Source organism: Microbacterium sp. CFSPD4_SD4 (assembly GCF_057364585.1).
Genome location: NZ_JBNFOC010000007.1, coordinates 49,759 through 74,656, shown reverse-complemented (window position 1 = coordinate 74,656; position 24,898 = coordinate 49,759). Strand labels below are relative to the sequence as shown.

Sequence of the window (24,898 nt, the reverse complement as noted above, 5' to 3'; positions counted from 1 at the left end):
TTCGATCATCCCATCTGCGTCATGTCGCCGATCCCGTGACCCCGAGCGCGGTGAGCAGCTCGTACGCCGTGGAGCGCGCGTGCACGATCACGGTGCCGAGCTGCGAAGAGGAGGCCGACACCGAGAGCAGGAGCTGGCCGTAGGGCGCGAGGATGAAGCTCAGCAGCGCCATCTGGTTCTCGCCGATGGACAGCGACACGATGGCCGACAGCGTCGGCTCCGTCCCCTCCGCGATGATCTCGGCCTCGGCCCGCGCGACCCCGAACAGGGAGCCGTTCATCGCCGCGAGCTGCTCGCCGCCGTCGGGGTCGACGCCGAGCGAGGCGATGTGGAGGCCGTCCGCGGTCCCGAGGACCGCGGTCGTCAGCTCCGGGAAGCGCTCCTCCAACTGCTGCAGACGGGTCTGGGCCGACGGGCCGACGATCCGCGACCACAGCGCCCAGTTGCCGGCGACGTCGGGGTGCATGCGGGACGGATCGGGCGTCGCGGCGGCGTCCTGCCGCCCGGCGGGTCCGGTCATGGCTTCTCCTCCGGAAGATCGAGAGCGGCACCGGCGACGCGCATCACGCTGTCGCGGTCGCGCGCGTCGGCCGCGAGGACGCGGGAGACGGGGATGCCGTGTCGAGCGAGCACGGGGGCGAGATCGTGGCGGATGTCGCCGATCGCGTGCCCTGCCGCGTGGCTGACGGCGATCACGATCCGATGCTCGTCTCCGGAGAACACGTCCAGCCACTCCTCGGCGTCGGCTGCGAGGGTGTCGTGGTCCGCGCGCAGCCAGAGCAGCACCCGAGTGCCCGGCATCGAGACCCGCTGCCGGGCGGACGCGAAGCGCTCCTGCCCCGGGATGCCGACGAGCGCGATGGAGACCTCGGGCGTGGGCCGCCAGGTCCCGTAATCGAGGCCGACGGTCGTCGTCGTCTTCCCGTCGCCGCTCGCGAGCGACATCGGCACGTCGGTGTCCACCGGCGGGACATCGCTCAGGGCGCGGACCGCGGTCGTCTTGCCCGCGCCCACCGGACCGGCGAAGATCACGCGGTACCGCTGAGGCAGGTCGGTCCGTCGCCGACGCGTGCGCCTCATCGTCCGCTCCACGGGACCGCTCTTCCGCTGTCGCCCTCTCCCGAGGCCGCTCCCCACGGCCCCATGGATCACGCGCCGAGCGCGGCGACCCGGCGGTTCACCGAGGAGCGCAGCAGGGCGAGGTTCGTGGCCTGGCGATCGGCGGCCAGGTAGATGAACAGGTCGTCGTCGAGCACCTTGAGCAGGTGCAGCTGCGTGTTCAGCGTCAGCAGCATGTCCTCGAGCTCGCCCTCGATGCCGAGGGCGTCGATCGTGCGCTTCTTGTTCTTCACGATCTCGCTGTTGAACGCGCTGGCGACCTCGAGGTCGAAGTCCGGGCGGACGGAGCTCGAGGCGAGCGGCAGTCCCGATTCGAGGTCGACGATCGACGCTCCGATGAATCCGTTGATGTCGCGTTCGATGTCCGCCAGCAGCGCGTTGAGCTGATCTTGCGTGGCCATGGTTCTCCCCAGTCGTCTTCGTCGCGCGCAGCAGCGACCGCCCTGTGCGGTCGTCCCCGGCGCCGCGCGACCTGTGAAGTGTATAACGTTACTCGACGAGGAGGCCAGTCTCAGACCGAGGTCGCCGCGCGGAGGGCGATGCGCACCATGTCCCCGAACGTCTGCTCGCGCTCCTGGGCCGTGGTCTCCTCGCCGGTGACGATGTGGTCGCTGACCGTGCAGATCGCGAGCGCGCGGCGTCCGTGGAACGCGGCGAGCGTGTAGAGGCCAGCGGCCTCCATCTCGACGCCGAGGATGCCGTGCTGCACGAAGGGCGCGGTGAGCTCCGGCCGCGTGCTGTAGAACTGATCGCTCGAGAACAGCGGCCCCACGTGCACCGTGGACGACAGGGGCTCCCTCTCGCTCGCCTCCACCGCGGCGCGCAGCAGGGCGAAGTCGGCGAGGGGAGCGTAGTCGAGGCCGTGGAAGCGCACGCGGTTGATCCCGGAGTCGGTGCTCGCGCCGTTGGCGATGATGATGTCGCGCACCGCGAGCTTCTCCGTCAGCGCGCCGCACGACCCCACCCGGACGATCGTCTGCACGTCGTACTGGGTGAACAGCTCCGTCGCGTAGATCGCCATCGACGGCTGCCCCATCCCCGAGCCCTGGACGGAGACCCGATGCCCCTCCCAGGTGCCGGTGAAGCCCAGCATCCCGCGCGTCTCGGAGTACAGCTCCGCGTCGTCGAGGAAGGTCTCGGCGATCCACCTCGCCCGCAGCGGTCGCCGGGGAACAGCACGATGGGGGCGATCTGACCGGGTTCCGCGGCGATGTGCGTGCTCATCCGCTCAGCGTACTCAGCCCTCGCGACGGCGGACGATCTCCCCGATCCAGAGGGGTGCGAACGGCGAGGTGCAGCCCGGGGCCGTGGGGTAGTCGGCCAGGACCTGGAGCCGCTCGCCGATGTCCACCGCCCGTGCGCGCAGGTCCGGATGGAAGATGCCGATGTTCGCGAGGGTCTCGTTCATCGCCCACTGCAGGCGTGGTGGGGCCTGCTGCAGGTCGCGCTCGATGAGGTCGAGGAGGTGCGACAGGTCGAGGCCGTCGGCGTCCTTCGTCACCCGGCCCGTCGTGAGCGACCACGCGGCGGCGGCGACGGTGGGATCGGCGTCGTCGAACCAGCGCCGACGCAGCTCCTCGGCGAGGGGCGACTTCTTGAGGACGTAGTTGACGAACCAGTCGTTGACCTTGGGCGGACGGGTCTCACGCAGCATCGTGTCGAGCTCGTCGGCGGTGAAGTCGGCCGGGCGGCACACGAGCAGGGCCAGCAGCCGGGCGGACGTCTCGCCCGTCGCCCAGAGCTCCCGCGCGAGGGCCTGATCGGTCTTAATGCGCTTCGCGAGGGCGCGCATCCGGCTCAGGTTGATGCCGTGGTCGTCGCCGCGCTTCTCGTTCGCCGCGCGCTGCTTGGGGTCTTCCAGCGCCGCGAGCTCCGCCAGCGCCTCCTCCACTGTCATCCCGCCAGGGTAACCCCCGTCGACCGACCCCTTTCGGTGCGTCCCGGCCCCCTGCGGACGCACTTAGGGGGCCGGGAGGCGCGAAAGGGGGTGGGTCGGCGGGAGGTCAGTCCTCGTCGAGGAGCTCGCCGCGGATGCGACGGAGGTCTTCCATGAGGGAGCCGATGAGGATCCAGTGCTGCGAGGACGGCGGACGGATCACGAGCGGAGCCGTCAGAGCGGGGATCGCGGAGGTCAGCGGCTCGGGCTCCGCGGAGGGCGCCGTGGTCTGCACGGCGAGGCGCACGTCGTGTCCGGCGCGGCGGAGCTGCTCGGCGATCGCGGTCACCGCGGGCTCCTCGCCGAGCCGGTCGTCGTAGTGGTCGAAGTAGGCGCGGGTCATGCCGATGGTCTGCGTGACGATGGGCGAGAGCCGGTCGAGCAGCGCCTTCAGCTCCTGCAGGTCGGCACGATGGGTCGAACGCCGCGGGTTCAGCGTGAGCGACTCCTCCCCGGCGGCGATCGCGGCGGCGGCGGCATCCTTCATGGGCCGCAGCAGCCGCACCTCGACCATGAGCTCCTGGAGCCGCGCCGGCGTCTGCGGGGCGGGCAGGGCGTCCGCCAGGCGGTCGAGGCTCGCGGCGAGCTCCCGCCCGAGCAGCCCCACGTTCCGCCGCGCCGGCTCGACGAGCACCGGGGGCACGATCAGCGCGTTCACGACGATGCCGATCACCACCCCGATCAGGGTCTCCACGATCCGGGCGACCGCGTACTCCGGACTCGACGACCCCAGCGCCAGCACGAGCATCGCCGAGATCGCGACCTGGTTGCCGGTGCCGGGGGACGCCCGGAAGATCCACGCCACGAGCATCGCGACGACGATCGCCAGCAGCACGATCCAGCTCGGCGAGCCGAGGAGCAGGCCGAGCCCGACCGCGATGACGACCCCGACGATCACGCCGATGCTGCGCTCGAGCGCCTTCGACAGCGACTGGTTGACACTGGGCTGCACGACCAGGAGCGCGGCGATCGCGGCGAACACCGGCAGCTGCCCGGGGAAGACCCAGCCCGCGATCAGCCACGCGGCGATGGTCGCCGCGGCCGACTTCACCACCTGCAGCAGGGGGGAGCGCTGGGAGGCGCGGATCGCGGCGGGGATGCGCATGACCTCCACGGTAGTCGGGCCGATGTCAACCCCATCGCCCTTCTCGCGCCCAGCAGGCTGAATGGAGGCACACCAACGACGAACAAGTGAGGAGCATCCCCATGGTGCAGATCATCGAGACCATCGACGTCGACGTTCCCGTCCGCACGGCGTACAACCAGTGGACGCAGTTCGAGAGCTTCCCGAAGTTCCTCGACGAGGTCGTCTCCATCACGCAGATCGACGAGACCCACACGCACTGGAAGGTGAACGTGGGGGGCGCGGAGCGTGAGTTCGACGCCGAGATCACCGAGCAGCACCCGGATGAGCGCGTCGCGTGGAACAGCGTCGGCGGCGAGACCGAGCACGCGGGCGTCGTGACGTTCCACAAGCTCGACGACGACACCACGCGGGTGACCGTCCAGCTCGACTGGGCGCCGGAGGGGCTGCTGGAGAAGGTCGGTGCGCTGGTCGGCGCGGGATCCCATGCGGTGAAGAAGGATCTGAAGAACTTCAAGGAGTTCATCGAGGGCCGTGGCGTCGAGACCGGCGCCTGGCGCGGTGACGTGGACGCCTGACACCTCTGCGTCGAGGCCCGGGACCGCTGTCTGCGGCCCGGGCCTCGTCGCGTGCGGGGCTGCGGACGTCGGACGGGCGTGCTTGCATGGGCGCATGGACACGAGGGAGCGTCTGCGCGGCGAGGCGCGGGCCGTCGTCGCGACCGTGGTCTGCTTCGTCGGGGGAGCCCTCGCCGGAGCGCTGCTCCTCACCGGTCCGCCGCGGCCGCTGACCGGTGAGGGAGGCCTCGCGGTGCCCGCCGCGGGAGTCGCCGGCGGCATCGCGGCTCTGGCCTTCGTCATCAGCACGCTCCTGCACCGTCGGGGGGAGGCCGCGGGGATGCCGCGCTGGCAGCGGACGGTGTCTCGGCTCTCCGCCGCCGCGCTCACCGTGGCTTTCGGGGCCGTGACGGCGATGGGCGTGCTGCTCACCGCGGAGGTGCTCGCGGCGGGCCTGCGGGGTCTCGCGCTCGGAGCGATCGGCGGCGGGCTGCTCACGGGGGTCGCGGCGGCGGTCGGCGGACGACTCGCGTTCGGTGCGGGGATCGGTCTCCGGACCGCCGACCTCGCCGGACTCCTGTTCGGGTTCCTCGTGATCGGCACGCTGTTCGCGATGGTGACCGCCGTCGACCCGCGGTGGTGGGAGGAGAACTTCTCGCAGCTCGGGGTGGGCTGGGCGTTCAACGGCACCCTGGTCGTGGCCGGGCTGCTGGTCGCCACCGTCGGCGCGTACATCGGGCGCGACCTGCACCGGCTGCGCGGCGACGACGCGCTGTCCCGGATCGCGACCGTGGTCGTGCTGTGGGCCGCGGCCGGACTCGCGCTCGCCGCCGTCGGGCTCCTGCCGCTGTACCGGGCCCCCGTTCCGCACGACATCGCTGCCGTCGCGGCGCTGCTCCTCTTCCTCGGGGCTGCCGCCGCGACGACGCTGACCGTCCCCGGCCGGCCCCTGGCCCTCGTGGTGACCTCCGTCGCGGTGGGGGTGCTCGTGGTCGCGGCCGTGCTGCTGTGGTGGCCGCTCGGCTTCTTCCCGGTGACCGCGGTGGAGGCGGTCGTCGTCGGGCTCGGGCTGCTGTGGATGACGACGCTCGTGCGGGTGCTCGCGATCCTCGTACCGGAGGGGACCCGTCCGTCCGCGCGGCCCTCCCTCTGGCAGGGCAGGCAGTCGCGCGAGCTCAGGCGGGTTCGCGCGCCAGGAGCCTGATGCGGCGTGAGGGCCTGTGTCGGCATAGGGAAGGAAGGGCGGAGGGAACGCGGAAGATAGGGCATCCGTCCGATGTGGAGGGGGCACCTCAGAGCGGAGTGTAGGGATACACCGAACCGTCGAGGAGACATCATGTTCGACCACCCGTACCTCAGCCATCAGGTCACCGTCTTCGAGCAGGAGCAGATCGAACGCGCGGTCGCCCGGCGCCGGATGCTCCTGGAGCACGCGGATCAGATCGTGCCGCGTCCGGCGGGTCCGCTGCGTCGGCTCCTGCGCCGCCTCGCACGCCGGGGAACGGCGGTGCCGCGGGCGTCCCACGCGGGAGCGTGCGATCCGGTCGTCGCCCGATGACGGACGGCGTCGTGCTGTCGTTCCCCGGCCCTCCGGATGTCCGGGGGGAGTGGCACGATGGGTCCATGGCCCCAGCCCCCTCCGCCGCGATGGTCGGGCGTGACGCCGAGATCGCCGGGATGCGCCGCCTGTTCGACGGCGTACGCCAGGGCGTGCCCGCCGCGCTGCTCGTCGAGGGCGAGGCCGGGATCGGCAAGACCCGGCTGGTGCGGGAGTTCGGCACCGAGATCGCGAGCGCGGCAGACGTGCACGTCGGCTGGTGCCTCGACCTCGGCGCCTCGCGTGCGCCGTTCGGGCCCCTCGCGGGCATCCTCCGCTCGCTCGTGGAGCGGCTGGGAGCCGAGCGCGTGCGTGAGGCGGTCGGCGTGGGCGTCGAGGCGCTCGGCATGCTGCTGCCCGAGCTCGTCGACGCCCCCGCCGCCCGCGACCGCACCAGTCCGGAACGCCTGCGCGACGCGATCGCCTCCCTCATCGAGGCCGCCACGGAGCTGGCGCCGCAGGTCATCGTCGTCGAAGACCTGCACTGGGCCGATGACTCGACCCTCGCGATCCTCTCCTTCCTCCTGCGCACGCTCGACCGCGGCCGCCTGCTGCTGCTCATCACCTGCCGCACCGACGACGTGCGCCGAGGCGACGCGGTGAGCCGGTTCATCGGCGAGGCCACGCGCGCACGACTGCTCGAACGGATGACGGTGTCGCGTCTCGACGACCATGCCGTCGGCGAGCTCGTCGCGCAGATCACGGGACGTGCGCCGACCGCGACGGCGCTGGAGCGGCTGCAGGTCCGGGCGGAGGGCGTCCCCTTCTTCGTGGAGGAGATCGCCGGGTGCGCCCAGGGGCCCCTGCCGGAGAGCCTGCGCGACCTCCTGCTCGCCCGGTTCGACCGTCTCGGAGACGATGCGCGCCGCGTGGTGCAGGTCCTGTCCGGCGCCGAGCGGCCGCTCACGGATCCGCTGCTGCTGCGTCTCGTCGAGCTTCCGGAGGATCGGGTCGACGACGCCGTCCGCGAGGCCGTGCGCAGCGGCATCGTCGTCGTCGGCGAAGACGACTACCGGTTCAGGCACGCGCTGCTGCGCGAGGCCGTGCACGACGATCTGCTGCCCGGAGAGCGCGCGCGTCTGCACCGCGCCTACGCCGAGGTGCTGGACGAGGACGGCGGCGGCGACACGGCGGCCCTGGCCCACCATTGGCAGCTCGCGCAGGACGATCGTCGCGCCATCGCGTCCGCCGCCGACGCCATGCGGCAGGCCAAGGCCCAGTACGCCTTCGCCAGTGCGGCGCGGTTCGGGGAGCTCGTCCTCGAACTCTGGCCGCTCGTGCCGGACGCGGAGGAGGCGACAGGATTCGCACGTCTCGACCTCCTCCACGTGCTCGGGTCGGTCCTCCGCAACGCCGGTGACGGCGAGCGGGCGCTGGCGGTCGCCAATGTCGCGGTGAGCGAGGTCGACCCGGCGACGGTCGACCCGCGGCTGCACGCGCGCCTGCTCCGCAACAAGGCGCTGTATCTCGTCAATCTCGGGCGCCTCGGGGCCATCCCGCTCCTCCAGGAGGCGCTCGCGCTCGCGGAGCGCGTCGACGACGAGGCGTTCCGCGCGGAGCTGCTGAATCAGCTGGCGAGCCGTCGCATGATCGCGGGCGATCGCGAGGAGGCGATCCGGCTCGCCGACGAGGCGGAGCGTCGGGCCGCGGGCGCCGCGACGACGGATCAGCTCTCGATCGCCGCGAACGTCCGCGGCGGGTCGCTGGCCCATCTCGGCCGGGTCGCGGCTGGGGTGCGCGAGTACGAGCGTGCGCGCGACCTCGCCGCCGGATCGACGGCCGAGATGCGCTACCGCGTCAACTACTCCGACCTGCTGACGCTGCTGGGCCGCTACCGGGAGGCCGTCGCCGTCGCCGAGGAGGGGCTGCGCCGGGCTCGTGAGCTCCGCGTCGAGCGCACCTCGGGTTCGATCATGGCGCAGAACATGATCGTGCCGTTGCTCGAGCTCGGCGAGATCGACCAGGTCGAGGACATGCTGGCCCGGGACTTCCTGCAGGGCACGCTGCGGGTGTTCCGGATGTACGTGAGCATGACCAGGGTGCGGGTGCTCGCCTGGCGGGGCCGGGCCGCGGAGGCCGCGGAGACCCTGCAGGAGTGGCTGCCGGCGTTCGAGGAGACCGGAGTCTCGGAGCGGCAGATCTGGTACGACCGGATCACGATGCAGGTCGCCGTCGCCGAGAGTCAGGGCGACCTCCGCGGGGCGCTCGACGTGATCGGGGAGATGCTGGAGGACGACCGGCCGGCGTTGCTGCATCAGCGGCGGCTGCTCCTGGAGGCGGGCGCCCTCGTGACGGCGCTGCGTGCGGGCGGGGCCGACGTCGATGCGGCGGTCGCGGCTGTGCGGACGGCCTGGGAGGCGCAGCCGCCGGAGCTGCAGGACGACGCGTGGTCGACGGTGCTGCACGCCCTGCTCGACCCGAGTCCGGCCGCGGTCGACGAGGCGCTGCGGTGCGCGGACGGCGACGACGTGCCGGTCACCTTCCGTGTGGTGCTGCGGCTCGAGCGGGCCCGGCTGCACGTCGCCGACGGAGAGCGCGCCGAGGCCGCTGCCGTGCTGACGGCGGCGACGGAGATCGCCGAGGGGCTCGGCCATGTGCCGCTGCAGAAGGCTCTGGCGGGGTTCGGCGAGGCGGCAGGGCTGCGTCCGACCGGGCCCCGCGAGGCCGCCGACGCGGAGCAGCTGACGGCCAGGGAGCGGCAGGTGCTCGCCCTCATCGCGGAGGGGCTGAGCAACCGCCAGATCGGGGAGCGCCTGTTCATCAGCGTGAAGACCGTCAGTGTCCACGTCTCGGCGGTGCTGCGGAAGCTCGGCGTGAGCACGCGCACCGAGGCGGCGCTCGCCCATCGCACGGCCGAAGAGGGGGAGTCCCGTCAGTCCGCCGTGGTAGCGTGACCGAGCATGCATGTCGGATCATCGGCATGATGCAGGCCGCGTGAGCGGCCGGTCAACAGAAAGTAGAAAACACATGGCCACTGGCACTGTGAAATGGTTCAACGCAGAGAAGGGCTTCGGCTTCATCGCTCCCGATGACGGCACCGAAGACCTCTTCGCCCACTACTCGGCTATCGCCGGCTCCGGTTTCAAGGAGCTCCGCGAGAACCAGAAGGTCGAATTCGACGCTGAGCGTGGCCCCAAGGGCATGCAGGCGGCGAACATCCGCGCTCTCTGAGCGTGCGCTGACTTCCTGAAGCCGGCCGGATCCGTACGGGTCCGGCCGGCTTTTCGCTGCCCCGGCACCTTCGAATCGCCCACTTTGCGGCATCCGGGCGCCGGATGGGACAAGGTGAGCGATTCGAAACGGGAGTGAGGGCGCCCTAACCTCCGTGTTAGATTAGGCGAGGCTTACCAAAGGCCGGACGCTCTCGCGTCGACACCCCATCTCCCATCCCGAAGGGAACGCCTGTGCGCACCTCTCGACTCCTCGCCCTCGGCGCAGCTGCCGCGCTCGCCGTGACGCTGTCCGCCTGCTCGTCCTCCGCGCCGGAGTCGACCGCGACCACCGGGGGCAACCCGGCCTCCGACGACGCGTTCCCCGTCACCATCGAGCACGTCTACGGCGAGACGACCATCGACGAGAAGCCCGAGCGCGTGGCGACGATCGCGTGGGCGAACCACGAGGTGCCGCTGGCCCTCGGCATCGTCCCGGTCGGCATGAGCAAGGCCACCTGGGGCGATGACGACGACAACGGCATCCTCCCCTGGGTCGAGGAGAAGCTCGATGAGCTCGGCGGCGAGACCCCGGTGCTCTTCGACGAGACCGACGGCATCGACTACGAGGCCGTGGCCGACACCGCTCCCGACGTGATCCTCGCCGCCTATTCCGGCCTCACGCAGGAGGAGTACGACACGCTTTCCAAGATCGCGCCGGTCGTCGCCTACCCCGACGTCGCGTGGGGCACCTCCGTCGACGACATGGTCGAGATGAACGCCAAGGCCCTGGGGCTCGAGGCCGAGGGCGAGGCCCTGATCGAGGACCTGCACGCCGACGCCGACGCCGCCCTCGCGGCCAACAGTGCACTCGAGGGCAAGAAGGTGCTCTTCGCCTACTTCGACCCGAGCGACCTCAGCCAGATCGGCTACTACACCGCGGCCGACACTCGCCCCGGGTACCTGCACGACCTCGGCCTGCCGCTCCCCGCGATCGTCGAGGAGAACGCGGACAGCGACCAGTTCTACCTGCAGGTGAGCGCCGAGGAGGCGCAGAAGTTCGACGACGTGGACGTGCTGGTGACCTACGGCGACGACTCCACCCTGGCCACGCTGCAGGCCGACCCGCTGCTGTCGAAGATCCCCGCCATCGCGGAGGGCCGCGTCGCGATCCTCCCGGACGCCACGCCCATCGCCGCATCGGCGAACCCGTCGGCGCTGTCGATCCCGTGGGGTCTCGAGGACTACCTGGCCATCCTCGCCGCGCCGCTCGCGAAGTAAGCTCCGCGTCCGCCCCCCAGCGGAGAGTCGTCGTGATCTCAGCACCCGTCCTCGCGTCGGACGCCGCCACCCTGCGGCGTCCGACGGTGGTGCGCACCCTCTGGCTGCTCGCCGGGGTCGGAGTGATCCTCGTGCTCGTCGTGCTCTCGGTGTCGTTCGGGGTGCGCGCGGTCACGCTCGACGACATCGCCGCGGCGCTCTCCGGCCAGACCGACACGATCGCGCAGGCCGCGGTCGTCAAGCGCATCCCCCGCACCGTGCTCGCGCTCCTCGTGGGGGCGGCCCTCGCGCTCGCCGGGGCGACCATGCAGGCCGTCACGCGCAACCCCGTGGCCGACCCCGGCATCCTGGGGGTCTCGAACGGCGCCTCCTTCGCGGTCGTCCTCGGCATCGCGTTCTTCGGACTCAGCAACCCCTACGGGCAGATGGCCTTCGCGATCGTCGGCGCCGCGGCCGCCGCCGTCTTCGTGTACACCGTCGGCTCCCTCGGTCGCGGCGGAGCCACCCCGCTCAAGCTGGCCCTCGCGGGGGCGGCGACCTCCGCCGCGTTCGCCTCGCTCATCAGCGCGGTCATGCTGCCGCGGGTCGACCTGCTGCAGACGTTCCAGTCGTGGCAGATCGGCGGCGTCGGCGGGGCGGAGTGGCCGCGGATCGCGATCACCGCCCCGGTCCTCGCGGTCGGCGCCCTCATCTGCTTCCTGTGCGCCCCGGGCATGAACTCCCTCGCGCTCGGCGACGACATGGCCAAGGGCCTCGGCGAGCACGTGCTGCGCACCCGGATGCTGTCGGCCCTCGGCGCGGTCATCCTCGCCGGCGCGGCGACGGCCATCGCGGGACCGATCGGGTTCGTCGGGCTCATCGTCCCGCACATGTGCCGGATGCTCGTCGGTACCGACCACCGCTGGCTGCTGCCCTTCTCGGCCCTCGCCGGCGCGGCGCTGCTCACCGCGAGCGACATCGTCGGCCGCGTGATCTCGCCGTCGTCCGAGGAGATCCAGGTCGGCATCATCACCGCGATCATCGGGGCGCCGTTCTTCATCTGGATCGTCCGCCGACAGAAGGTGCGGGAGCTGTGAGCACGACCGAGCACACCCTCGTCCGCGGCGACGAGTCCGCCGCCGCCCGCACCGCGCGCATCATCGCCGGCCGCCGGGCACGCCACCGCCGTCATGCCGTGGTCACGCTCGCCCTCGGGGTCGTCGTGATCGTGCTGTTCGTCGTGGCGCTCATGGTCGGCAACACGTTCTACCCGCTCGACGAGGTCATCCGCGTGATCCTCGGCGAGACGGTGCCCGGTGCGTCGTTCACCGTCGGCGACCTGCGCCTGCCGCGCGCCGTCCTCGCGATCCTCACGGGCCTCGCGTTCGGCATGGCGGGCGTCACCTTCCAGACCATGCTGCGCAACCCGCTCGCCTCGCCGGACATCATCGGCATCTCGAACGGCGCCGGCGCCGCCGCGGTGTTCGGCATCGTCGTGCTCTCGCTCAACGGCCCTGCCGTCTCGCTCCTCGCGCTCGTCGGCGCCCTCGTGACGGCGCTGGCGATCTACCTCCTCGCCATCAAGGGCGGCTTCGCGGGCACCCGCCTCATCCTCATCGGGATCGGCGTCGCGGCGATGCTGCAGAGCGTCATCTCCTACCTGCTGTCCCGGGCCGCGAACTGGGACATCCAGACCGCGATGCAGTGGCTCACCGGCAGCCTCAACAACGCGTCCTGGGAGCGGGTGCTGCCGATGGCGATCGCCGCCGCGATCCTCGTGCCGCTGCTGCTCTCGCAGGGGCGGGCGCTGGGCACGCTCCAGCTCGGCGACGACTCCGCCGCGGGGCTCGGCGTGCGGGTCACCGCCACGCGCCTCGTCTTCATCCTCGGCGCCGTGGCCCTCCTCGCCTTCGCGACCGCCGCCACCGGGCCGATCGCGTTCGTCGCGTTCATGGCCGGACCCATCGCCGCGCGGCTCACCGGTCCCGGCGCCACGCTGCTGCTGCCCAGCGGCCTCGTCGGGGCGGTGCTCGTGCTCGGCGGCGACCTCATCGCCCAGTTCGCGCTCGGCGCGCGCTACCCGGTCGGCGTGGTCACCGGCGTCGTCGGCGCGCCGTACCTCATCTATCTGCTCATCCGCACCAACCGCACCGGAGGCTCGCTGTGACCGCCGCCCACCGCCTGTCCGCCGAGGGGGTCACCCTCTCGTACGGCGACCGCACCGTCGTCGAGGGCCTCGACCTGCAGATCGCGCCGGGGAAGATCACCACGATCGTCGGCGCGAACGGCTGCGGCAAATCGACGCTGCTGCGCGCCCTCGCCCGGCTGCTGTCCCCGGGGGACGGGGAGGTCGTGCTCGACGGGAAGTCGATCCATGCCCGGCCCACGAAGGAGGTCGCGCGCATCCTCGGCCTCCTGCCCCAGTCGCCCGTGGCCCCCGAGGGCATCGCCGTCGCCGACCTCGTCGGTCGCGGGCGTCACCCCCACCAGCGGGCCCTGTCGCGGTGGAGTGCGCACGACTACGAGGTCGTCGCCGACGCCCTGGACGCGACCGGCATCAGCGACCTCGCCGACCGCAGCGTGGACGAGCTCTCCGGCGGTCAGCGGCAGCGCGTCTGGATCGCGATGGCCCTCGCGCAGGAGACCGACATCCTGCTGCTGGACGAGCCGACGACGTTCCTCGACGTCGCCCACCAGGTCGAGGTGCTCGACCTGCTCACCGACCTCAGCGTGGCCCGCGGCACCACGATCGTCATGGTGCTGCACGACCTCAACCTCGCCGCGCGCTACGCCGACGAGCTGGTCGCCATGAAGGACGGCCGCGTGCACGCGATCGGCGCCCCGCAGGACATCGTCACCGCCGAGCTCGTGCAGGAGGTCTTCGGCCTCCCCAACCAGATCACCATCGACCCGGTCTCCGGCAAGCCGATGGTCACCCCCATCGGAAGGCATCATGTCCGCTGAATCCACCACGACCGAGCGCCCGACCTACATCCTCACCCGCGCCGAGGTGCGCGCCGTCTCCCGCGTCTCCCCGTCGTTCGTGCGGGTGACGCTCGGCGGCGAGGAGCTCAGCGAGCTGGGGACGCCGGGGGAGGTGTATGACAGCCGGGTCAAGCTCGTCTTCCCGCCCGCGTCCGGCGTGCTCGCCGAGATCGACCGGTCGACGTACGACTGGTGGGGCTCGTACCTGTCCGTCCCGGAGGAGGAGCGCGGCTCGATGCGCACCTACTCCGTGCGCGAGCTGCGGGTCGACGACGACGGCCGCACCGAGGTCGACATCGACTTCGTGCTGCACCTGGAGCCGGGGCTCACCGGTCCGGCGTCTCGGTGGGCGAGCACGGCCGCGGTGGGCCAGGAGCTGTGGCTGGTCGGCCCGCGTCGGGGCGTCGTCGCGCACGGCGGCGCGGAGTACGCCCCGGGGGCGGCGACCTCGGTGGTCCTCGTCGGGGATGAGACCGCGGCCCCCGCCATCGCCCGCATCCTGGAGGACGCCCCGCGCGACCTCCGCGGCACGGCGTTCATCGAGGTGCCGTCGCCCGCGGATGTCCTCGCGATCGACGTTCCGGCGGGGGTGGACGTGCACTGGCTGCCGCGCGACGCCGGCGAGCCGCACGGGTTCCGCCTCATCCCCGCGGTGCTCGAGCACCTGGGCGACGACGATGCCGGGGACGAGATCCGCGTCACCGACATCGAGGGGGAGGACCTCCTCTGGGAGACCCCCGAGTACTCGAGCCTGGGAGAGGAGATCGCGCCCGACGACGCGGCCGGCCGCTACTTCTGGATCGCGGGCGAGAGCGGTGTCGTGACGACGCTGCGTCGGCACCTCGTGAAGGACCTCGGGATCGACCGCGCGCAGGTCGCGTTCATGGGCTACTGGCGCCGCGGCGTCGCGATGCGGGGCTGAGATGACCGACGCCATCGATCGCCACAGCCTCGCGGGGGAATCCCTCGTCCTCGGCTACGGCCGCACCCGGGTCGTGCACGACGTCTCCCTGCGCCTCGCGCCGGGCCGGGTGACCGCGCTGATCGGACCGAACGGCAGCGGCAAGTCGACCGTCCTCCGCGCCCTCGCGCGGCTGCACCGCATCGAGGCGGGGACCGTGAGCGTCGGCGGCGCGGAGTCGCGCGACGCCGCCACCCTCTCCGCCAAGGAGTTCGCGAAGACCGTCGCGATGCTGTCGCAGTCCCGGCCGCACCCCTCCGGGATCGAGGTCGCCGACGTGGTCGCCTACGGCCGCCATCCGCACCGCGGGCGGTTCTCCGGCGTGAGCGACGCCGACCGTGCCGCCGTGGCGCGCGCCCTCGCCCTCACCGGCCTGTCCGCGATGGCCGCCCGTCCGGTCGACCAGCTCTCCGGCGGCGAGCTGCAGCGCGTCTGGCTGGCGACCGCACTCGCCCAGGACACCGGGGTGCTGCTGCTCGACGAGCCGACCAACCACCTCGACCTGCGCTACCAGGTGGAGACCCTCGATCTGGTGCGGGAGCTCGCCGACGACCACGGCACCGCGCTCGGCGTCGTGCTGCACGACCTCGACCACGCCGCCTCGGTCGCCGACGACGTCGTGCTGATGCACCGCGGCCGGGTCCACTCGGCGGGGGCTCCCGCCGAGGTGCTCACCGGCGAGAACCTGTCGCACGTGTACGGACTGCGCATCGACACCGCCCTCGACGAGGAGACCGGCCTGGTGCGGGTGCGTCCGCGCGGCCGCCACCACGGTCGCCTCCGCGCCCCCTCCGCCTCCTGATCCCGACCCCTGAAGGAACCACCGATGAAGAAGACCCCCCTCGCCGTGCTCGCCCTCGGCGGCGCCCTCACCCTCGCGCTCGCCGGCTGCGGCACCACGCAGACGCCGTCCGCCGAGGGGTCCGACGCCCCGACCTCGACGAGCGCGGGCTGCACGGACGACACCACGAGCACCTCGACCGGGGCGGTCTCCGTCACCGACGATCTCGGCCGCACGGTGGAGCTCGACAAGCCGGCCGAGCGGATCGCGGTGCTCGAGTGGCAGCAGATTGAGGACGCCCTGTCGCTGTGCGTGACGCCGGTCGCGGTGGCCGACGCCGAGGGGTACAGCACCTGGGTCACGGCGGAGGAGCTGCCGGAAGGCGTCGTGGACGTGGGCACCCGTCAGGAGCCGAACCTGGAGACGCTGTTCGGCACCGATCCCGACCTCGTGATCGTCGAGGTCAACGCCGCGGACGACCCCATCGTCGCGCAGCTCGAGGCTTACGACGTGCCCGTGCTCGCGACGATCGGCGCCGATGCGAAGGACCCGATCGCCAAGATGCTGAACACCTTCGACCTCATCGCGCAGGTCACCGGCCGCGAGGAGCGGGCCGACGTCGTCACCGAGGAGTTCCAGGACCACCTCGACACCGCGAAGGCCGAGCTCGCCGACCGCGACCTCGCCACGACCGACTTCGTGTTCTTCGACGGCTGGGTCGACGGCGGCAACGTGGCGCTGCGTCCGTTCGGCCAGGGCTCGCTCGTCGGCGAGGTGGGCGAGGAGCTCGGGCTGACGAACGCCTGGACCGGTGAGGTCGACCCCGTGTACGGCCTCGGACAGACCGATGTCGAGGGCATGACGACGGTCGGCGACGCGAACCTGTTCTACACCGGCACCGCGGACCCGGATTCCGAGAGCTTCGTCGACGCCCTCGCGGACAACCCCGCCTGGACCTCGCTCCCCGCGGTGGCGGAGGACCGCCTGACCGCGTTCCCGGCCGGTATCTGGACCTTCGGGGGTCCGCGCTCGACCGCGCAGATCATCGACGGCTACCTGGAGGTGCTCTCCAAGTGACGGAGACCCTCCGCCTCGACGACACGACGGCGACCGCGGAGCCCGACGCCCCGGCGTCCGCCGTCCCCGTGGGGGCGGAGGGTCGGAAGCCCGCGGTGTGGACGGGCGTCGGTGTGCTCGTCGCTCTCGCCGTCGTGCTGGTCGCGGTCGCCTGCTGGCACCTCACCCAGGGCACGAGCGGCGCGGTGTTCGCCGACACCGACGTCCTCTGGGGCTCGCGGGTGCCGCGGCTCGCCGCCGGTGTCGCGGTGGGCGTGGCCCTCGGGGTCGCCGGCATCCTGCTGCAGTCCCTCGCCCGCAATGCCCTTGCGTCGCCGGACACGCTGGGCGTGACCGCCGGGGCCTATCTCGCCGTCACGGCGCTCGCCGCATTCGGGATCGCCGTGCCGGTGTGGGCCTCCGGGGCGGTGGCGTTCGCGGGCGGCATCGTCGCCGCGGGCATCGTGCTCGGTCTCGCCGGCGGGGCGGGGTCGTCCACGACCCGCCTCATCCTCGCGGGCTCCGCGCTGGCGCTCGCCTTCCAGGCCGCGACCTCGACGCTGCTCATCCTGTTCGACGAGGAGACCAAGGGACTGCTCGCCTGGGGGAGCGGGAGCCTGTCGCAGCTCGGACTCACCGCGTTCCTCCAGGCGGCGCCGGTCGTCGTGGTCGTCACGGTGCTGGCCCTCGTGCTCGCGCGGCGCCTGGACATCCTCACGCTGGGGGACGACACCGCCTCGTCGCTCGGCGTGCCGATCCGGTCGACCAGGACCATCGGGATCCTGCTCGCGGTCACCCTCACGGCGGTCGCGGTGACGCTCGCCGGGCCGATGGGATTCGTGGGGCTGTGCGCGCCGGTGCTCGCGCGGCTGCTGACGCGGGTGGTGCCGAGCCTGAACCGCCACGTGCTGCTGATCCCCGCGGCGGGCTCCTCGGCGCCCTCGTCGTCATCCTCTCCGACGCCCTCCTGCGCGCGCTCATCGGCGCGGAGGCTGCGATCCTCATCCCGACCGGCGTCGCGACGACGCTGCTCGGCGCGATCGTGCTCGTGCTCATGGCCCGGCGCCTCCGCGACGCCGGTCCCACGCGCGAGCCTCCGCGGGTGCGCTTCGGCGTCCGCAGCCGCCTGCGCTTCCGGATCACCCTCGCCCTCGTCGCCCTCGGCCTGGTCGGGGTGCTCCTGCTCGGACTGCTCGCCGGGCACACCTGGCTGCTCACCGGCGACATCGCGCTGTGGCTGCAGAGCCAGGCTCCCGCGCCCATCGCCTTCGCCCTCGACGAGCGCGCGCCGCGGATCGTGGCCGCCGTGGTCGCCGGCGCCGCGCTCGCCCTCTCCGGCGCCGTGATCCAGGGGGTGAGCCGCAACCCGCTCGCCGACCCGGGCATCCTCGGCGTCACCGGCGGCGGCGGGCTCGGCGCGGTGCTGGTGATCACGAGCATCACGTCGTCGACGGGCGGGATGATCGCGGGAGCCGTCACGGGCTCGCTGCTCGCCTTCGCCCTCGTCTACCTGCTGTCGTGGCGGGGAGGCCTGAACGCGGACCGGTTCCTGCTGATCGGCATCGGGGTCTCGTACTTCACGGTCTCCCTCACGACCTTCCTCCTGCTGCGGTCGAACCCGTGGGACACCCCGAAGATCTACACCTGGCTCTCCGGCACGACCTACGGGCGTGTGTGGGAGCAGGTCGTCCCGCTGGCGATCGTCCTCGTGATCGCGGTGCCGTTCGTGGTGATGAGTCGCCGGGAGCTCGACGTGCTGTCGCTCGATGAGGACACGCCGCGACTGGTCGGCATCCGGCTGGAGCCCGTCCGGTTGACGCTGCTGCTGGTGGCGGCCGTCCTGGCGGCGCTGAGCGTGACGGCGATCGGGGTCATCGGCTTCGTGGGGCTGGTGGCGCCGCATGCCGCGCGGGCACTGGTGGGCGCACGGCACTCGCGGGTGATCCCGACGGCGGTGCTCCTCGGCGGGCTGCTCGTCGGCATCGCGGACACGATCGGCCGGACGGTGATCGCCCCCGCGCAGCTTCCGGCGGGTCTCGTGGTCGCGCTGATCGGCGCCCCGTACTTCGTCTGGCTGCTCTGGCGCTCCCGCTGACCCGCTTCGAATCGCGCAAATGGCCCCATTCCCGGAGGAAATGGGGCCATTTGGGCGATTCGAACGGGGTTACCGGGCCAGGAACTGCGTCAGCGCGGCGTTGACCTCGTCGGCGTGGGTCCAGAGGAGGCCGTGCGGGGCGCCCTCGACCTCGACGTACTCGGCCTCGGGCACGGCCTGGCGGAAGCGGCGGGCGGTCGCGTCGATCGGCAGGATGTTGTCCTTCGTGCCGTGCAGGATGAGGGTGGGCTTGCCGGCGGCGGCCACGGCCTTCACGTCGTCGCGGAAGTCCTCGATCCAGGTCGGGACCACGGCGTACGCGGCGACCGGGGCGCTGGTGACGGAGAGGTTCCAGTTCGCGTCGACGACCTGCTGGCTGATGCGCGTGCCGAGGTTCTCGTCGAGGTTGTAGAAGTCCGTGTAGAACTGGGTGAACCAGGCGTAGCGGTCGCCCTTGGCGGCGGCCTCGATCCCGTCGAAGACCTCCTGCGGCACGCCTTCCGGGTTGTCGTCGCGCTGCACGAGGAAGGGCTCGAGCGACGCGAGGAAGGCGAGCTTCGCGACGCGCTCGTGACCGTAGCGGCCGACGTAGCGGGCGAGCTCGCCGGTGCCCATGGAGAACCCGACGAGCACGACGTCGCGGAGGTCGAGGGTCTCGAGCACCGTGTTCAGGTCGGCGGCGAAGGTGTCGTAGTCGTAGCCGGAGCCGACCTTGGAGGACTGCCCGAAGCCGCGGCGGTCGTAGGTGATGACGCGGTACCCCTGGGCGAGGAGCTCGCGGGTCTGGCGCTCCCAGCTGTGGCCGTTGAGCGGATAGCCGTGGATCAGGACGACGGGCTGGCCGCTGCCCTGGTCTTCGTAGTAGAGCTCGATCGGGGTGGTGTTCTCGGTGCCGACGGTGATGTAACCCATGATGTGTTCCTTTCGGTGCCGGTGAGAACGATCGTTCTCGCCTGATGTGATCAATCTAGAGAACGTTCGTTCTCGTGTCAAGTAGACTTCTGGACATGACCGAAGACGAGGCCCGCGAACGCATCCTCTCCGCCGCGGAGGAGCTGTACTACCGCAAGGGCTACGCGGCGGTCGGCATGGACGAGCTGCGGGCTGCCGCCGGGGTGTCGCTGCGGCGCGTGTACTCGCTGTTCCCGGCGAAGACCGACATCGTCGCCGCGGTGCTCACCCGGAAGCACGCCGAGTGGGAGCAGGGGCTCACGGCGGCCGTAGCGCAGAGCGGCGACGACCCGCGCGCCCGCCTCCTCGCGGTCTACGGCTACCTGGAGGACTGGTTCTGCAGCGACGGGTTCCGGGGCTGCGCCTTCATCAACGCGTTCGGCGAGCTCGGGGGAACGAGCCCCGAGGTGGCCGCGATCGTCCGCGCGCACAAGGCCTCGTTCCAGCAGTACATGGCGGAGCTCGTCGCGGACACCGGTGCCCCGGCGGGTCTGGCCGCCCAGCTCTCTCTCCTCGCGGAGGGCGCGCAGAGTACCGCGGCGATCGGCGCGGACCCGGAGGCCGCCGTGCACGCGCGCCGCGCCGCCGAGGTCCTGATCGACGCCGCCCTCGCTCCGGCCTGACGCCCCCACTCGCTAACTTGGTTAGCGAAATGGGGAGGTCCTGTCAAGGCCACTGCTTTCCGCGCCCGCCCCGCGTAGGGTGCGGGCATGGAGACCTCGACGAAGGGCATCGCCCGCCAGAGCCTCGTGATCGCCGCCGCCGTGTTCATGCTGATCGCCGCGGCCATCGGCGCCGGAGCATTCGGCGGGGACTCCGTCGACGAGCTCCAGAACGGGGCGCTCTCGGCGCAGGGCTCGTACCTCGCCCCGGCCGGGCCGGCGTTCTCGATCTGGTCGCTCATCTACCTCGGACTCCTCGCCTACACCGTGTGGCAGGCCCTCCCCGCGCAGCGCCAGGACGAGCGTCAGCAGGCGGTCGGCGGCTGGATCGCCCTCTCCCTGGTCCTCAACGGCCTCTGGCTGGTGACCGCGCGGTACCTGACGCTGTGGCTCACCGTGCTCGTGATCGCGCTGCTGCTCGCGACGCTCGCGCGCATCATCGTGCTCCTCGGCCGGTACCCCGCCCGCTCCCTCGCCGACCGCCTCCTCACCGACGGCGCGAACGGCCTGCACTTCGGCTGGGTCACGATCGCGACGGTCGCCAACACCGCTGCCTGGCTCACGCAGACCGTCCCGGAGATCGGGGCGGATGCCCCCGACGCCTGGGCCGTCGCCGTGCTCGTCGTCGTGCTGGTGATCGGCGCCGCATCGGCCTGGTTCACCGGCCGCCTCGCCCCGGCGCTGGCGACAGCCTGGGGGCTGAGCTGGCTCGCGATCGGGCGTCTCACGGGCGAGCCGGAGAGCACGCCGACCGCCGTCACCGCGATCATCGTCGCCGTCCTGCTCGTCGTCGTCGGCGTCGTGGCCGTCCTCCGCCGGCGGCGCCGCGCCGGCACGCACGACCGCGCGCCGCTCGGTCGCTAGAGCACCAGTCGGTAGCCCATCCCCGACTCGGTGAGGAGGTGGACGGGCGCCGAGGGTTCCCGCTCCAGCTTCTTGCGGAGCTGCGACATGTACAGCCGGAGATAGCCGGAGTCGGACACCTGCGCGCTGCCCCAGATCTCCTTGAGGAGATCCTGCCGGGTCACCAGCGCGCCCGGGTGCCGTGCGAGGTGCTCGAGCATCCGCCACTCGGTCGGCGTGAGGTGCACACGGGTGCCGGCGCGGGTCACGGTCTTCGTCGCGAGGTCTACGACGACATCCCCGAACGCGACCACGGACTCCCCGTTCGCGGCGACCGCGCGGCGGGAGAGCGCCCGGAGCCGGGCCAGCAGTTCATCCACCTGGAAGGGCTTCGTGACGAAGTCGTCCGCCCCCGCGTCCAGCGCCTCGACCTTGTCGGCCGAGCCCGTCCGCCCCGACACGACGATGATGGGCACGCTCGTCCAGCCGCGGAGGGCCTGGATCACCTCGATGCCGTCGAGCCGGGGCATGCCGAGGTCGAGCATGATGAGGTCGGGGTGAGTCTGCGCCGCGGCGGCGATCGCGGCGGCGCCATCGGCGGCCACGACGACCTCGTACCCGTGGGCCGCGAGGGTGATCCGCAGCGCCCGCACCATTTGGGGGTCGTCGTCGGCGATGAGGAGCTTCACTCCGTGCCCTCCGTGTCGGCGGTCCCTGCGGCGAGCGGCAGGGAGATGACCATGGTGAGTCCGCCCCCGGGGTGTCCTCCGGTGTCAGGCTACCGCCCATGCCCTCGGTGAATCCGCGGGAGAGGGCGAGCCCGAGCCCCAGCCCGGTCGTGTTGTCGGTGTCGCCGAAGCGCTGGAACGGCTGGAAGATCGCATCGCGCCGCTCGGGGGCGATCCCCTCGCCGCGGTCGACGATCCGGATCTCCGCCCGATCGCCCAGCCGGCTGCTCGACACGAGCACACGGCTGCCCGCCGGCGCGTGCCGGTGGGCGTTGGCGAGCACGTTCACGAGCACGCGCTGGAGCAGCACCGGGTCGGCGTGCAGCGGCGGGAGGTCGGGATCGAGCGCGAGCTCGACGTCGGCGGGGCCGAGGCCGAGCTCGTCCACCGCGGCGAGCACGGGGCCGGCTGCGTCGATCCGCTGCGCCGAGACCGCGAGCACCCCCGCCTCCACCCGGCTCACGTCGAGGAGGTCGGTGACGAGGGTGGAGAGGGTCGCGAGACTCTCGTCCGCGGTCTCCAGCAGCTCCGCGCGGTCTTCGGCGGACAGGCCGTGCGCGCCGCGGAGGCCGCCGATCGCCGCGACGGCCGAGGCGAGCGGCCGCCGCAGATCGTGACTGACGGCGGAGAGGAGGGCGCTGCGCACCTGATCGGTCTCGGCGAGAGCCTCCGCCTCCCGTGCCGTGGCTCGCAGGTCGGTGTGCTCGATGGCGGCGGCGAGCTGGGCGACGATCGCGTCGAGCAGGCGGCGCTCCGGACCGGCGATCGGCTCGCCGTTGAGCTCCAGCACGGCGCGCGGGCCCCCACCGGACGCGACCCCGACCGGGATGGTCGTGGCGCGGCCGTCCGGCACGGGCTCGCCGTCGCTCGCCAGCACCTCTCCGGACGGGGTGAGCAGCCGCACGCCGCTCAGACCGAACGCCTCCCGGGTGCGGCTGACGAGGGCGAGCACGGCGTTGTCGCCGCGGAGCACGTTCCCGGCGACGGCCGCGAGGAGCTCCGCCTCGGCGGTCGCCCGCTGCGCGGTCCTGGCCCGGCGGGCGGCCTGGTCGACGATGAGGCTCACGAGGATCGCGATGATGACGTAGAGGGTGAGGGCGAGCACGTGCAGCGGGTGCGCGATCGTGATCGTGAACAGCGGGGCGACGAAGAGGAAGTCGAGGGTGATGCCGGAGAGCACGGCCGCGAACACGGCGGGGCGGATCCCGCCGATGAGGGCGACGACCACGACGAGCAGCTGGTAGGCGAGCACCTCGGCCGTGATCGACTCCGGGCTGCGGACCGTGAACATCAGCCAGGAGAGCAGCGGACCGAACACCAGGGCCACGCCGAAGCCCAGCGCCTGACGCCGCCAGCCGAGCGCGCCGCCGGTGATGCGGGGGAGGGCGAGACGGCTGCCCGCCGCGGCGTGGGTCACGATGTGCACGTCGATGTCGCCCGAGCGGCGGATGACCTCGGCGCCGATCCCCGGTCCGGTGAGCGCGGCGGCGAGGCGGCCGCGGCGGCTCACCCCGATCACGAGCTGCGTCGCGTCGGCGCCCTGGGCGAACTCGACGAGCGTCGCGGGGATGTCGTCGCCGACCACCTGATGGTAGGTCCCGCCGAGCGACTCGACGAGGGAGCGCTGCGCGGCGAGGGCGCCGGGGGTCTCGTCGCGCAGCCCGTCCTGGGCGGTCACGTGCACGGCGAGCAGCTCCCCGCCGGCGGACCGGGCGGCGATGCGGGCCCCGCGGCGCAGCAGCGTCTCGCCCTCCGGGCCGCCGGTGAGGGCGACGACCACGCGTTCGCGTGCCTGCCACGCTCCGGCGATGCCCTGTTCGGCGCGGTAGCTGCGGAGCGCGCTGTCGACCTCGTCGGCGAGCCACAGCAGGGCGAGCTCCCGCAGGGCGGTGAGGTTGCCGAGGCGGAAGTAGTGCGAGAGCGCGGCATCGATGCGCTCCGCGGGGTAGACGAGGCCCGCGGCGAGGCGGTCGCGGAGCGTCTGCGGCGCCAAGTCGACGACCTCGATCTCGTCGGCGGCGCGGACGACCGCGTCCGGGATGGTCTCGCGCTGGGCGATGCCGGTGATCTTCTCCACGACCGCGTTCAGCGACTCGATGTGCTGCACGTTCACGGTGGTGACGACGTCGATCCCCGCGTCCAGCAGCTCCTCGACGTCCTGCCAGCGCTTGGGGTTGCGCGAGCCGGGGGTGTTCGTGTGCGCGAACTCGTCCACGAGCGCGATCTCGGGGCCGAGGGCGAGCACCGCGTCGAGGTCGAGCTCGGAGAGGACGACCCCGCGGTGGGCGTCTTCCCGGCGCGGCACTTCGGGCAGTCCGGAGGTCAGGGCGGCCGTGGCCGCACGGCCATGGGTCTCGACGATCGCGATGACCACGTCGCGGCCCTCGTCGCGGAGCCTCCGGCCCTCGGCGAGCATCTCGAAGGTCTTCCCGACCCCCGGCGCGGCGCCGAGGAGGACGCGCAGTCGTCCGCGGCGGTTTCGGTCCGTCGCGGGGCGCGGCGGCCGCTCTGCGCTCATGCACCCTCCCGGTCGTCGAGTGCGAGATTCAGCTCCGCGACGTTGATGCGCTCCTCGCCGAGGAACCCCAGGTCCCGCCCTTGAATCCTAGACTCCACCAGTGCCCGGACCTCGTCCTCCGGCAGGTCGCGGGCGGCCGCCACCCGCGGCACCTGCAGCAGGGCGTACGCGACGCTGATGTGCGGGTCGAGACCGGAGCCGGACGCGGTCACGGCATCCGCGGGCACCGCGGACGGATCGACCCCCTCCCTCGCGGCGATCTCGGCCTTCCGTTCGGCGATGGCGGCGACGAGGTCGGGATTCTCCGGCCCGAGGTTGCTGCCGCTCGACGCTGCTCCGTCGAATCCGTCGCCCGCAGCCGAGGGGCGGGACTGGAAGTACTCGGGCAGGGCCTCGCCGTCGGCATCCGTGAAGGACTGGCCGATGAGCGCGCTGCCCCGGTCGCCGGGGAGCATCGAGCCGTTCGCCTGCGCGGGGAGGAGGAGCTGGCCGATGCCGGTGACGAGCAGCATGTACCCGACGCCGAGGACGAGGGTGAGGACGAGCATCGCGCGGACGGCGACACCGGCGGTGCGCACCGTGGTGCGGGTGGTGGACGACATGGCGTTCCTTTCGA

24 protein-coding genes and 2 pseudogenes are annotated in these 24,898 nt (G+C 72.3%); 16 read left to right on the top strand and 10 right to left on the bottom strand.

Going from position 1 to position 24,898, the window contains the following annotated elements; all coding sequences use genetic code 11:
- Positions 1 to 19: 19 nt before the first annotated feature.
- From AC2W7E_RS11700 to AC2W7E_RS11675, 6 genes are all read right to left on the bottom strand, one after another.
- Positions 20 to 520, bottom strand: a complete 501-nt coding sequence (locus AC2W7E_RS11700) for a roadblock/LC7 domain-containing protein (RefSeq protein WP_485989152.1) — start codon at positions 518 to 520, stop codon at positions 20 to 22.
- Positions 517 to 1,080 (bottom strand): GTP-binding protein, encoded by a 564-nt coding sequence (locus tag AC2W7E_RS11695; protein ID WP_338567192.1) that lies wholly within the window; start codon positions 1,078 to 1,080, stop codon positions 517 to 519. Before AC2W7E_RS11695 ends, AC2W7E_RS11700 begins: the two co-directional genes overlap by 4 nt.
- 68 nt (positions 1,081 to 1,148) lie before the next feature.
- Positions 1,149 to 1,520, bottom strand: a complete 372-nt coding sequence (locus AC2W7E_RS11690) for a roadblock/LC7 domain-containing protein (RefSeq protein ID WP_485989151.1) — start codon at positions 1,518 to 1,520, stop codon at positions 1,149 to 1,151.
- 110 nt (positions 1,521 to 1,630) lie between these two features.
- Positions 1,631 to 2,233 (bottom strand): purine-nucleoside phosphorylase, encoded by a 603-nt coding sequence (deoD, locus tag AC2W7E_RS11685; RefSeq protein ID WP_485989217.1) that lies wholly within the window; start codon positions 2,231 to 2,233, stop codon positions 1,631 to 1,633.
- 123 nt (positions 2,234 to 2,356) lie between these two features.
- Positions 2,357 to 3,016 carry a DNA alkylation repair protein gene (locus AC2W7E_RS11680; RefSeq protein ID WP_085604644.1) on the bottom strand — a complete coding sequence of 220 codons (660 nt, stop codon included), beginning with the start codon at positions 3,014 to 3,016 and terminating at the stop codon, positions 2,357 to 2,359.
- A 106-nt stretch (positions 3,017 to 3,122) separates the two neighbouring features.
- Positions 3,123 to 4,160, bottom strand: coding sequence for an FUSC family protein (locus AC2W7E_RS11675; RefSeq protein WP_025104033.1), 1,038 nt, complete (start codon positions 4,158 to 4,160; stop codon positions 3,123 to 3,125).
- Positions 4,161 to 4,261: 101 nt separating this feature from the next.
- On the opposite strand from AC2W7E_RS11675, the gene AC2W7E_RS11670 reads away from it, so the two are divergent.
- From AC2W7E_RS11670 to AC2W7E_RS11605, 14 genes and pseudogenes are all read left to right on the top strand, one after another.
- Positions 4,262 to 4,717 (top strand): SRPBCC family protein, encoded by a 456-nt coding sequence (locus tag AC2W7E_RS11670; protein ID WP_105949107.1) that lies wholly within the window; start codon positions 4,262 to 4,264, stop codon positions 4,715 to 4,717.
- A gap of 94 nt (positions 4,718 to 4,811) precedes the next feature.
- Positions 4,812 to 5,900 (top strand): DUF998 domain-containing protein, encoded by a 1,089-nt coding sequence (locus AC2W7E_RS11665; protein ID WP_485989150.1) that lies wholly within the window; start codon positions 4,812 to 4,814, stop codon positions 5,898 to 5,900.
- A 132-nt stretch (positions 5,901 to 6,032) separates the two neighbouring features.
- Positions 6,033 to 6,254, top strand: coding sequence for a hypothetical protein (locus tag AC2W7E_RS11660; RefSeq protein WP_485989149.1), 222 nt, complete (start codon positions 6,033 to 6,035; stop codon positions 6,252 to 6,254).
- A gap of 65 nt (positions 6,255 to 6,319) precedes the next feature.
- Positions 6,320 to 9,187: a helix-turn-helix transcriptional regulator gene (locus AC2W7E_RS11655; RefSeq protein ID WP_485989148.1), complete on the top strand. Its 2,868-nt coding sequence runs from the start codon at positions 6,320 to 6,322 to the stop codon at positions 9,185 to 9,187.
- A 73-nt stretch (positions 9,188 to 9,260) separates the two neighbouring features.
- Complete coding sequence (locus AC2W7E_RS11650) at positions 9,261 to 9,464, top strand: cold-shock protein (RefSeq protein WP_025104028.1); 204 nt, start codon at positions 9,261 to 9,263, stop codon at positions 9,462 to 9,464.
- Positions 9,465 to 9,697: 233 nt separating this feature from the next.
- On the top strand, positions 9,698 to 10,723 hold the full coding sequence (locus AC2W7E_RS11645; RefSeq protein ID WP_126894078.1) for an iron-siderophore ABC transporter substrate-binding protein: 1,026 nt from the start codon (positions 9,698 to 9,700) through the stop codon (positions 10,721 to 10,723).
- Positions 10,724 to 10,755: 32 nt separating this feature from the next.
- Positions 10,756 to 11,799, top strand: coding sequence for a FecCD family ABC transporter permease (locus tag AC2W7E_RS11640; RefSeq protein ID WP_374461091.1), 1,044 nt, complete (start codon positions 10,756 to 10,758; stop codon positions 11,797 to 11,799).
- Complete coding sequence (locus tag AC2W7E_RS11635) at positions 11,796 to 12,869, top strand: FecCD family ABC transporter permease (RefSeq protein ID WP_025104025.1); 1,074 nt, start codon at positions 11,796 to 11,798, stop codon at positions 12,867 to 12,869. The genes AC2W7E_RS11640 and AC2W7E_RS11635 overlap by 4 nt, the downstream gene beginning before the upstream one ends.
- The gene (locus tag AC2W7E_RS11630) at positions 12,866 to 13,666 is read left to right on the top strand and encodes an ABC transporter ATP-binding protein (RefSeq protein ID WP_378869181.1); all 801 of its coding nucleotides are present in this window, start codon (positions 12,866 to 12,868) and stop codon (positions 13,664 to 13,666) included. Before AC2W7E_RS11635 ends, AC2W7E_RS11630 begins: the two co-directional genes overlap by 4 nt.
- Complete coding sequence (locus tag AC2W7E_RS11625) at positions 13,656 to 14,609, top strand: siderophore-interacting protein (protein WP_249520944.1); 954 nt, start codon at positions 13,656 to 13,658, stop codon at positions 14,607 to 14,609. Before AC2W7E_RS11630 ends, AC2W7E_RS11625 begins: the two co-directional genes overlap by 11 nt.
- 1 nt (position 14,610) lies before the next feature.
- Complete coding sequence (locus AC2W7E_RS11620; RefSeq protein ID WP_378869185.1) at positions 14,611 to 15,450, top strand: ABC transporter ATP-binding protein; 840 nt, start codon at positions 14,611 to 14,613, stop codon at positions 15,448 to 15,450.
- 24 nt (positions 15,451 to 15,474) lie between these two features.
- On the top strand, positions 15,475 to 16,506 hold the full coding sequence (locus tag AC2W7E_RS11615; RefSeq protein WP_025104021.1) for an ABC transporter substrate-binding protein: 1,032 nt from the start codon (positions 15,475 to 15,477) through the stop codon (positions 16,504 to 16,506).
- A pseudogene (locus tag AC2W7E_RS11610) lies at positions 16,503 to 17,306 on the top strand (iron chelate uptake ABC transporter family permease subunit); the annotation flags it as partial. The gene AC2W7E_RS11615 and the pseudogene AC2W7E_RS11610, both read left to right, overlap by 4 nt.
- Before the next feature lie 353 nt (positions 17,307 to 17,659).
- Positions 17,660 to 18,580: an iron chelate uptake ABC transporter family permease subunit gene (locus AC2W7E_RS11605; protein ID WP_485989147.1), complete on the top strand. Its 921-nt coding sequence runs from the start codon at positions 17,660 to 17,662 to the stop codon at positions 18,578 to 18,580.
- 69 nt (positions 18,581 to 18,649) lie between these two features.
- Here the strand turns inward: AC2W7E_RS11605 and AC2W7E_RS11600 are convergent, their stop codons facing one another.
- The gene (locus tag AC2W7E_RS11600; protein WP_025104019.1) at positions 18,650 to 19,492 is read right to left on the bottom strand and encodes an alpha/beta fold hydrolase; all 843 of its coding nucleotides are present in this window, start codon (positions 19,490 to 19,492) and stop codon (positions 18,650 to 18,652) included.
- Positions 19,493 to 19,587: 95 nt separating this feature from the next.
- Here AC2W7E_RS11600 and AC2W7E_RS11595 point away from each other — a divergent pair, with 95 nt between their 5' ends.
- Entirely contained in the window at positions 19,588 to 20,154 is a 567-nt protein-coding gene (locus AC2W7E_RS11595) for a TetR/AcrR family transcriptional regulator (protein WP_025104018.1), read from the top strand.
- Positions 20,155 to 20,241: 87 nt separating this feature from the next.
- Entirely contained in the window at positions 20,242 to 21,057 is an 816-nt protein-coding gene (locus tag AC2W7E_RS11590; RefSeq protein ID WP_025104017.1) for a TspO/MBR family protein, read from the top strand.
- On the opposite strand, the gene AC2W7E_RS11585 is transcribed toward AC2W7E_RS11590, so the two are convergent.
- From AC2W7E_RS11585 to kdpC, 3 genes and pseudogenes are all read right to left on the bottom strand, one after another.
- A complete protein-coding gene (locus AC2W7E_RS11585; protein WP_025104016.1) occupies positions 21,054 to 21,725 on the bottom strand; it encodes a response regulator in 672 nt (223 codons plus the stop codon). The genes AC2W7E_RS11590 and AC2W7E_RS11585 overlap by 4 nt on opposite strands.
- A pseudogene (locus tag AC2W7E_RS11580) lies at positions 21,722 to 24,282 on the bottom strand (ATP-binding protein). The gene AC2W7E_RS11585 and the pseudogene AC2W7E_RS11580 overlap by 4 nt, the downstream one beginning before the upstream one ends.
- Positions 24,279 to 24,884: a potassium-transporting ATPase subunit KdpC gene (gene kdpC, locus AC2W7E_RS11575; RefSeq protein ID WP_062766113.1), complete on the bottom strand. Its 606-nt coding sequence runs from the start codon at positions 24,882 to 24,884 to the stop codon at positions 24,279 to 24,281. The pseudogene AC2W7E_RS11580 and the gene kdpC overlap by 4 nt, the downstream one beginning before the upstream one ends.
- Between the last annotated feature and the right edge of the window lie 14 nt (positions 24,885 to 24,898).

Bases quoted from the DNA above. Each gene is read 5' to 3' on its own strand.
- AC2W7E_RS11620 (WP_378869185.1), top strand. From the start codon at position 14,611: ATGACCGACGCCATCGATCGCCACAGCCTCGCGGGGGAATCCCTCGTC.
- AC2W7E_RS11655 (WP_485989148.1), top strand. From the start codon at position 6,320: ATGGCCCCAGCCCCCTCCGCCGCGATGGTCGGGCGTGACGCCGAGATC.
- AC2W7E_RS11660 (WP_485989149.1), top strand. From the start codon at position 6,033: ATGTTCGACCACCCGTACCTCAGCCATCAGGTCACCGTCTTCGAGCAG.
- AC2W7E_RS11680 (WP_085604644.1), bottom strand. From the start codon at position 3,016: ATGACAGTGGAGGAGGCGCTGGCGGAGCTCGCGGCGCTGGAAGACCCC.
- AC2W7E_RS11670 (WP_105949107.1), top strand. From the start codon at position 4,262: ATGGTGCAGATCATCGAGACCATCGACGTCGACGTTCCCGTCCGCACG.
- AC2W7E_RS11600 (WP_025104019.1), bottom strand. From the start codon at position 19,492: ATGGGTTACATCACCGTCGGCACCGAGAACACCACCCCGATCGAGCTC.
- AC2W7E_RS11590 (WP_025104017.1), top strand. From the start codon at position 20,242: ATGGAGACCTCGACGAAGGGCATCGCCCGCCAGAGCCTCGTGATCGCC.
- AC2W7E_RS11615 (WP_025104021.1), top strand. From the start codon at position 15,475: ATGAAGAAGACCCCCCTCGCCGTGCTCGCCCTCGGCGGCGCCCTCACC.
- AC2W7E_RS11690 (WP_485989151.1), bottom strand. From the start codon at position 1,520: ATGGCCACGCAAGATCAGCTCAACGCGCTGCTGGCGGACATCGAACGC.
- AC2W7E_RS11700 (WP_485989152.1), bottom strand. From the start codon at position 520: ATGACCGGACCCGCCGGGCGGCAGGACGCCGCCGCGACGCCCGATCCG.
- AC2W7E_RS11595 (WP_025104018.1), top strand. From the start codon at position 19,588: ATGACCGAAGACGAGGCCCGCGAACGCATCCTCTCCGCCGCGGAGGAG.
- AC2W7E_RS11695 (WP_338567192.1), bottom strand. From the start codon at position 1,080: ATGAGGCGCACGCGTCGGCGACGGACCGACCTGCCTCAGCGGTACCGC.
- kdpC (WP_062766113.1), bottom strand. From the start codon at position 24,884: ATGTCGTCCACCACCCGCACCACGGTGCGCACCGCCGGTGTCGCCGTC.
- AC2W7E_RS11675 (WP_025104033.1), bottom strand. From the start codon at position 4,160: ATGCGCATCCCCGCCGCGATCCGCGCCTCCCAGCGCTCCCCCCTGCTG.
- AC2W7E_RS11625 (WP_249520944.1), top strand. From the start codon at position 13,656: ATGTCCGCTGAATCCACCACGACCGAGCGCCCGACCTACATCCTCACC.
- AC2W7E_RS11665 (WP_485989150.1), top strand. From the start codon at position 4,812: ATGGACACGAGGGAGCGTCTGCGCGGCGAGGCGCGGGCCGTCGTCGCG.
- AC2W7E_RS11650 (WP_025104028.1), top strand. From the start codon at position 9,261: ATGGCCACTGGCACTGTGAAATGGTTCAACGCAGAGAAGGGCTTCGGC.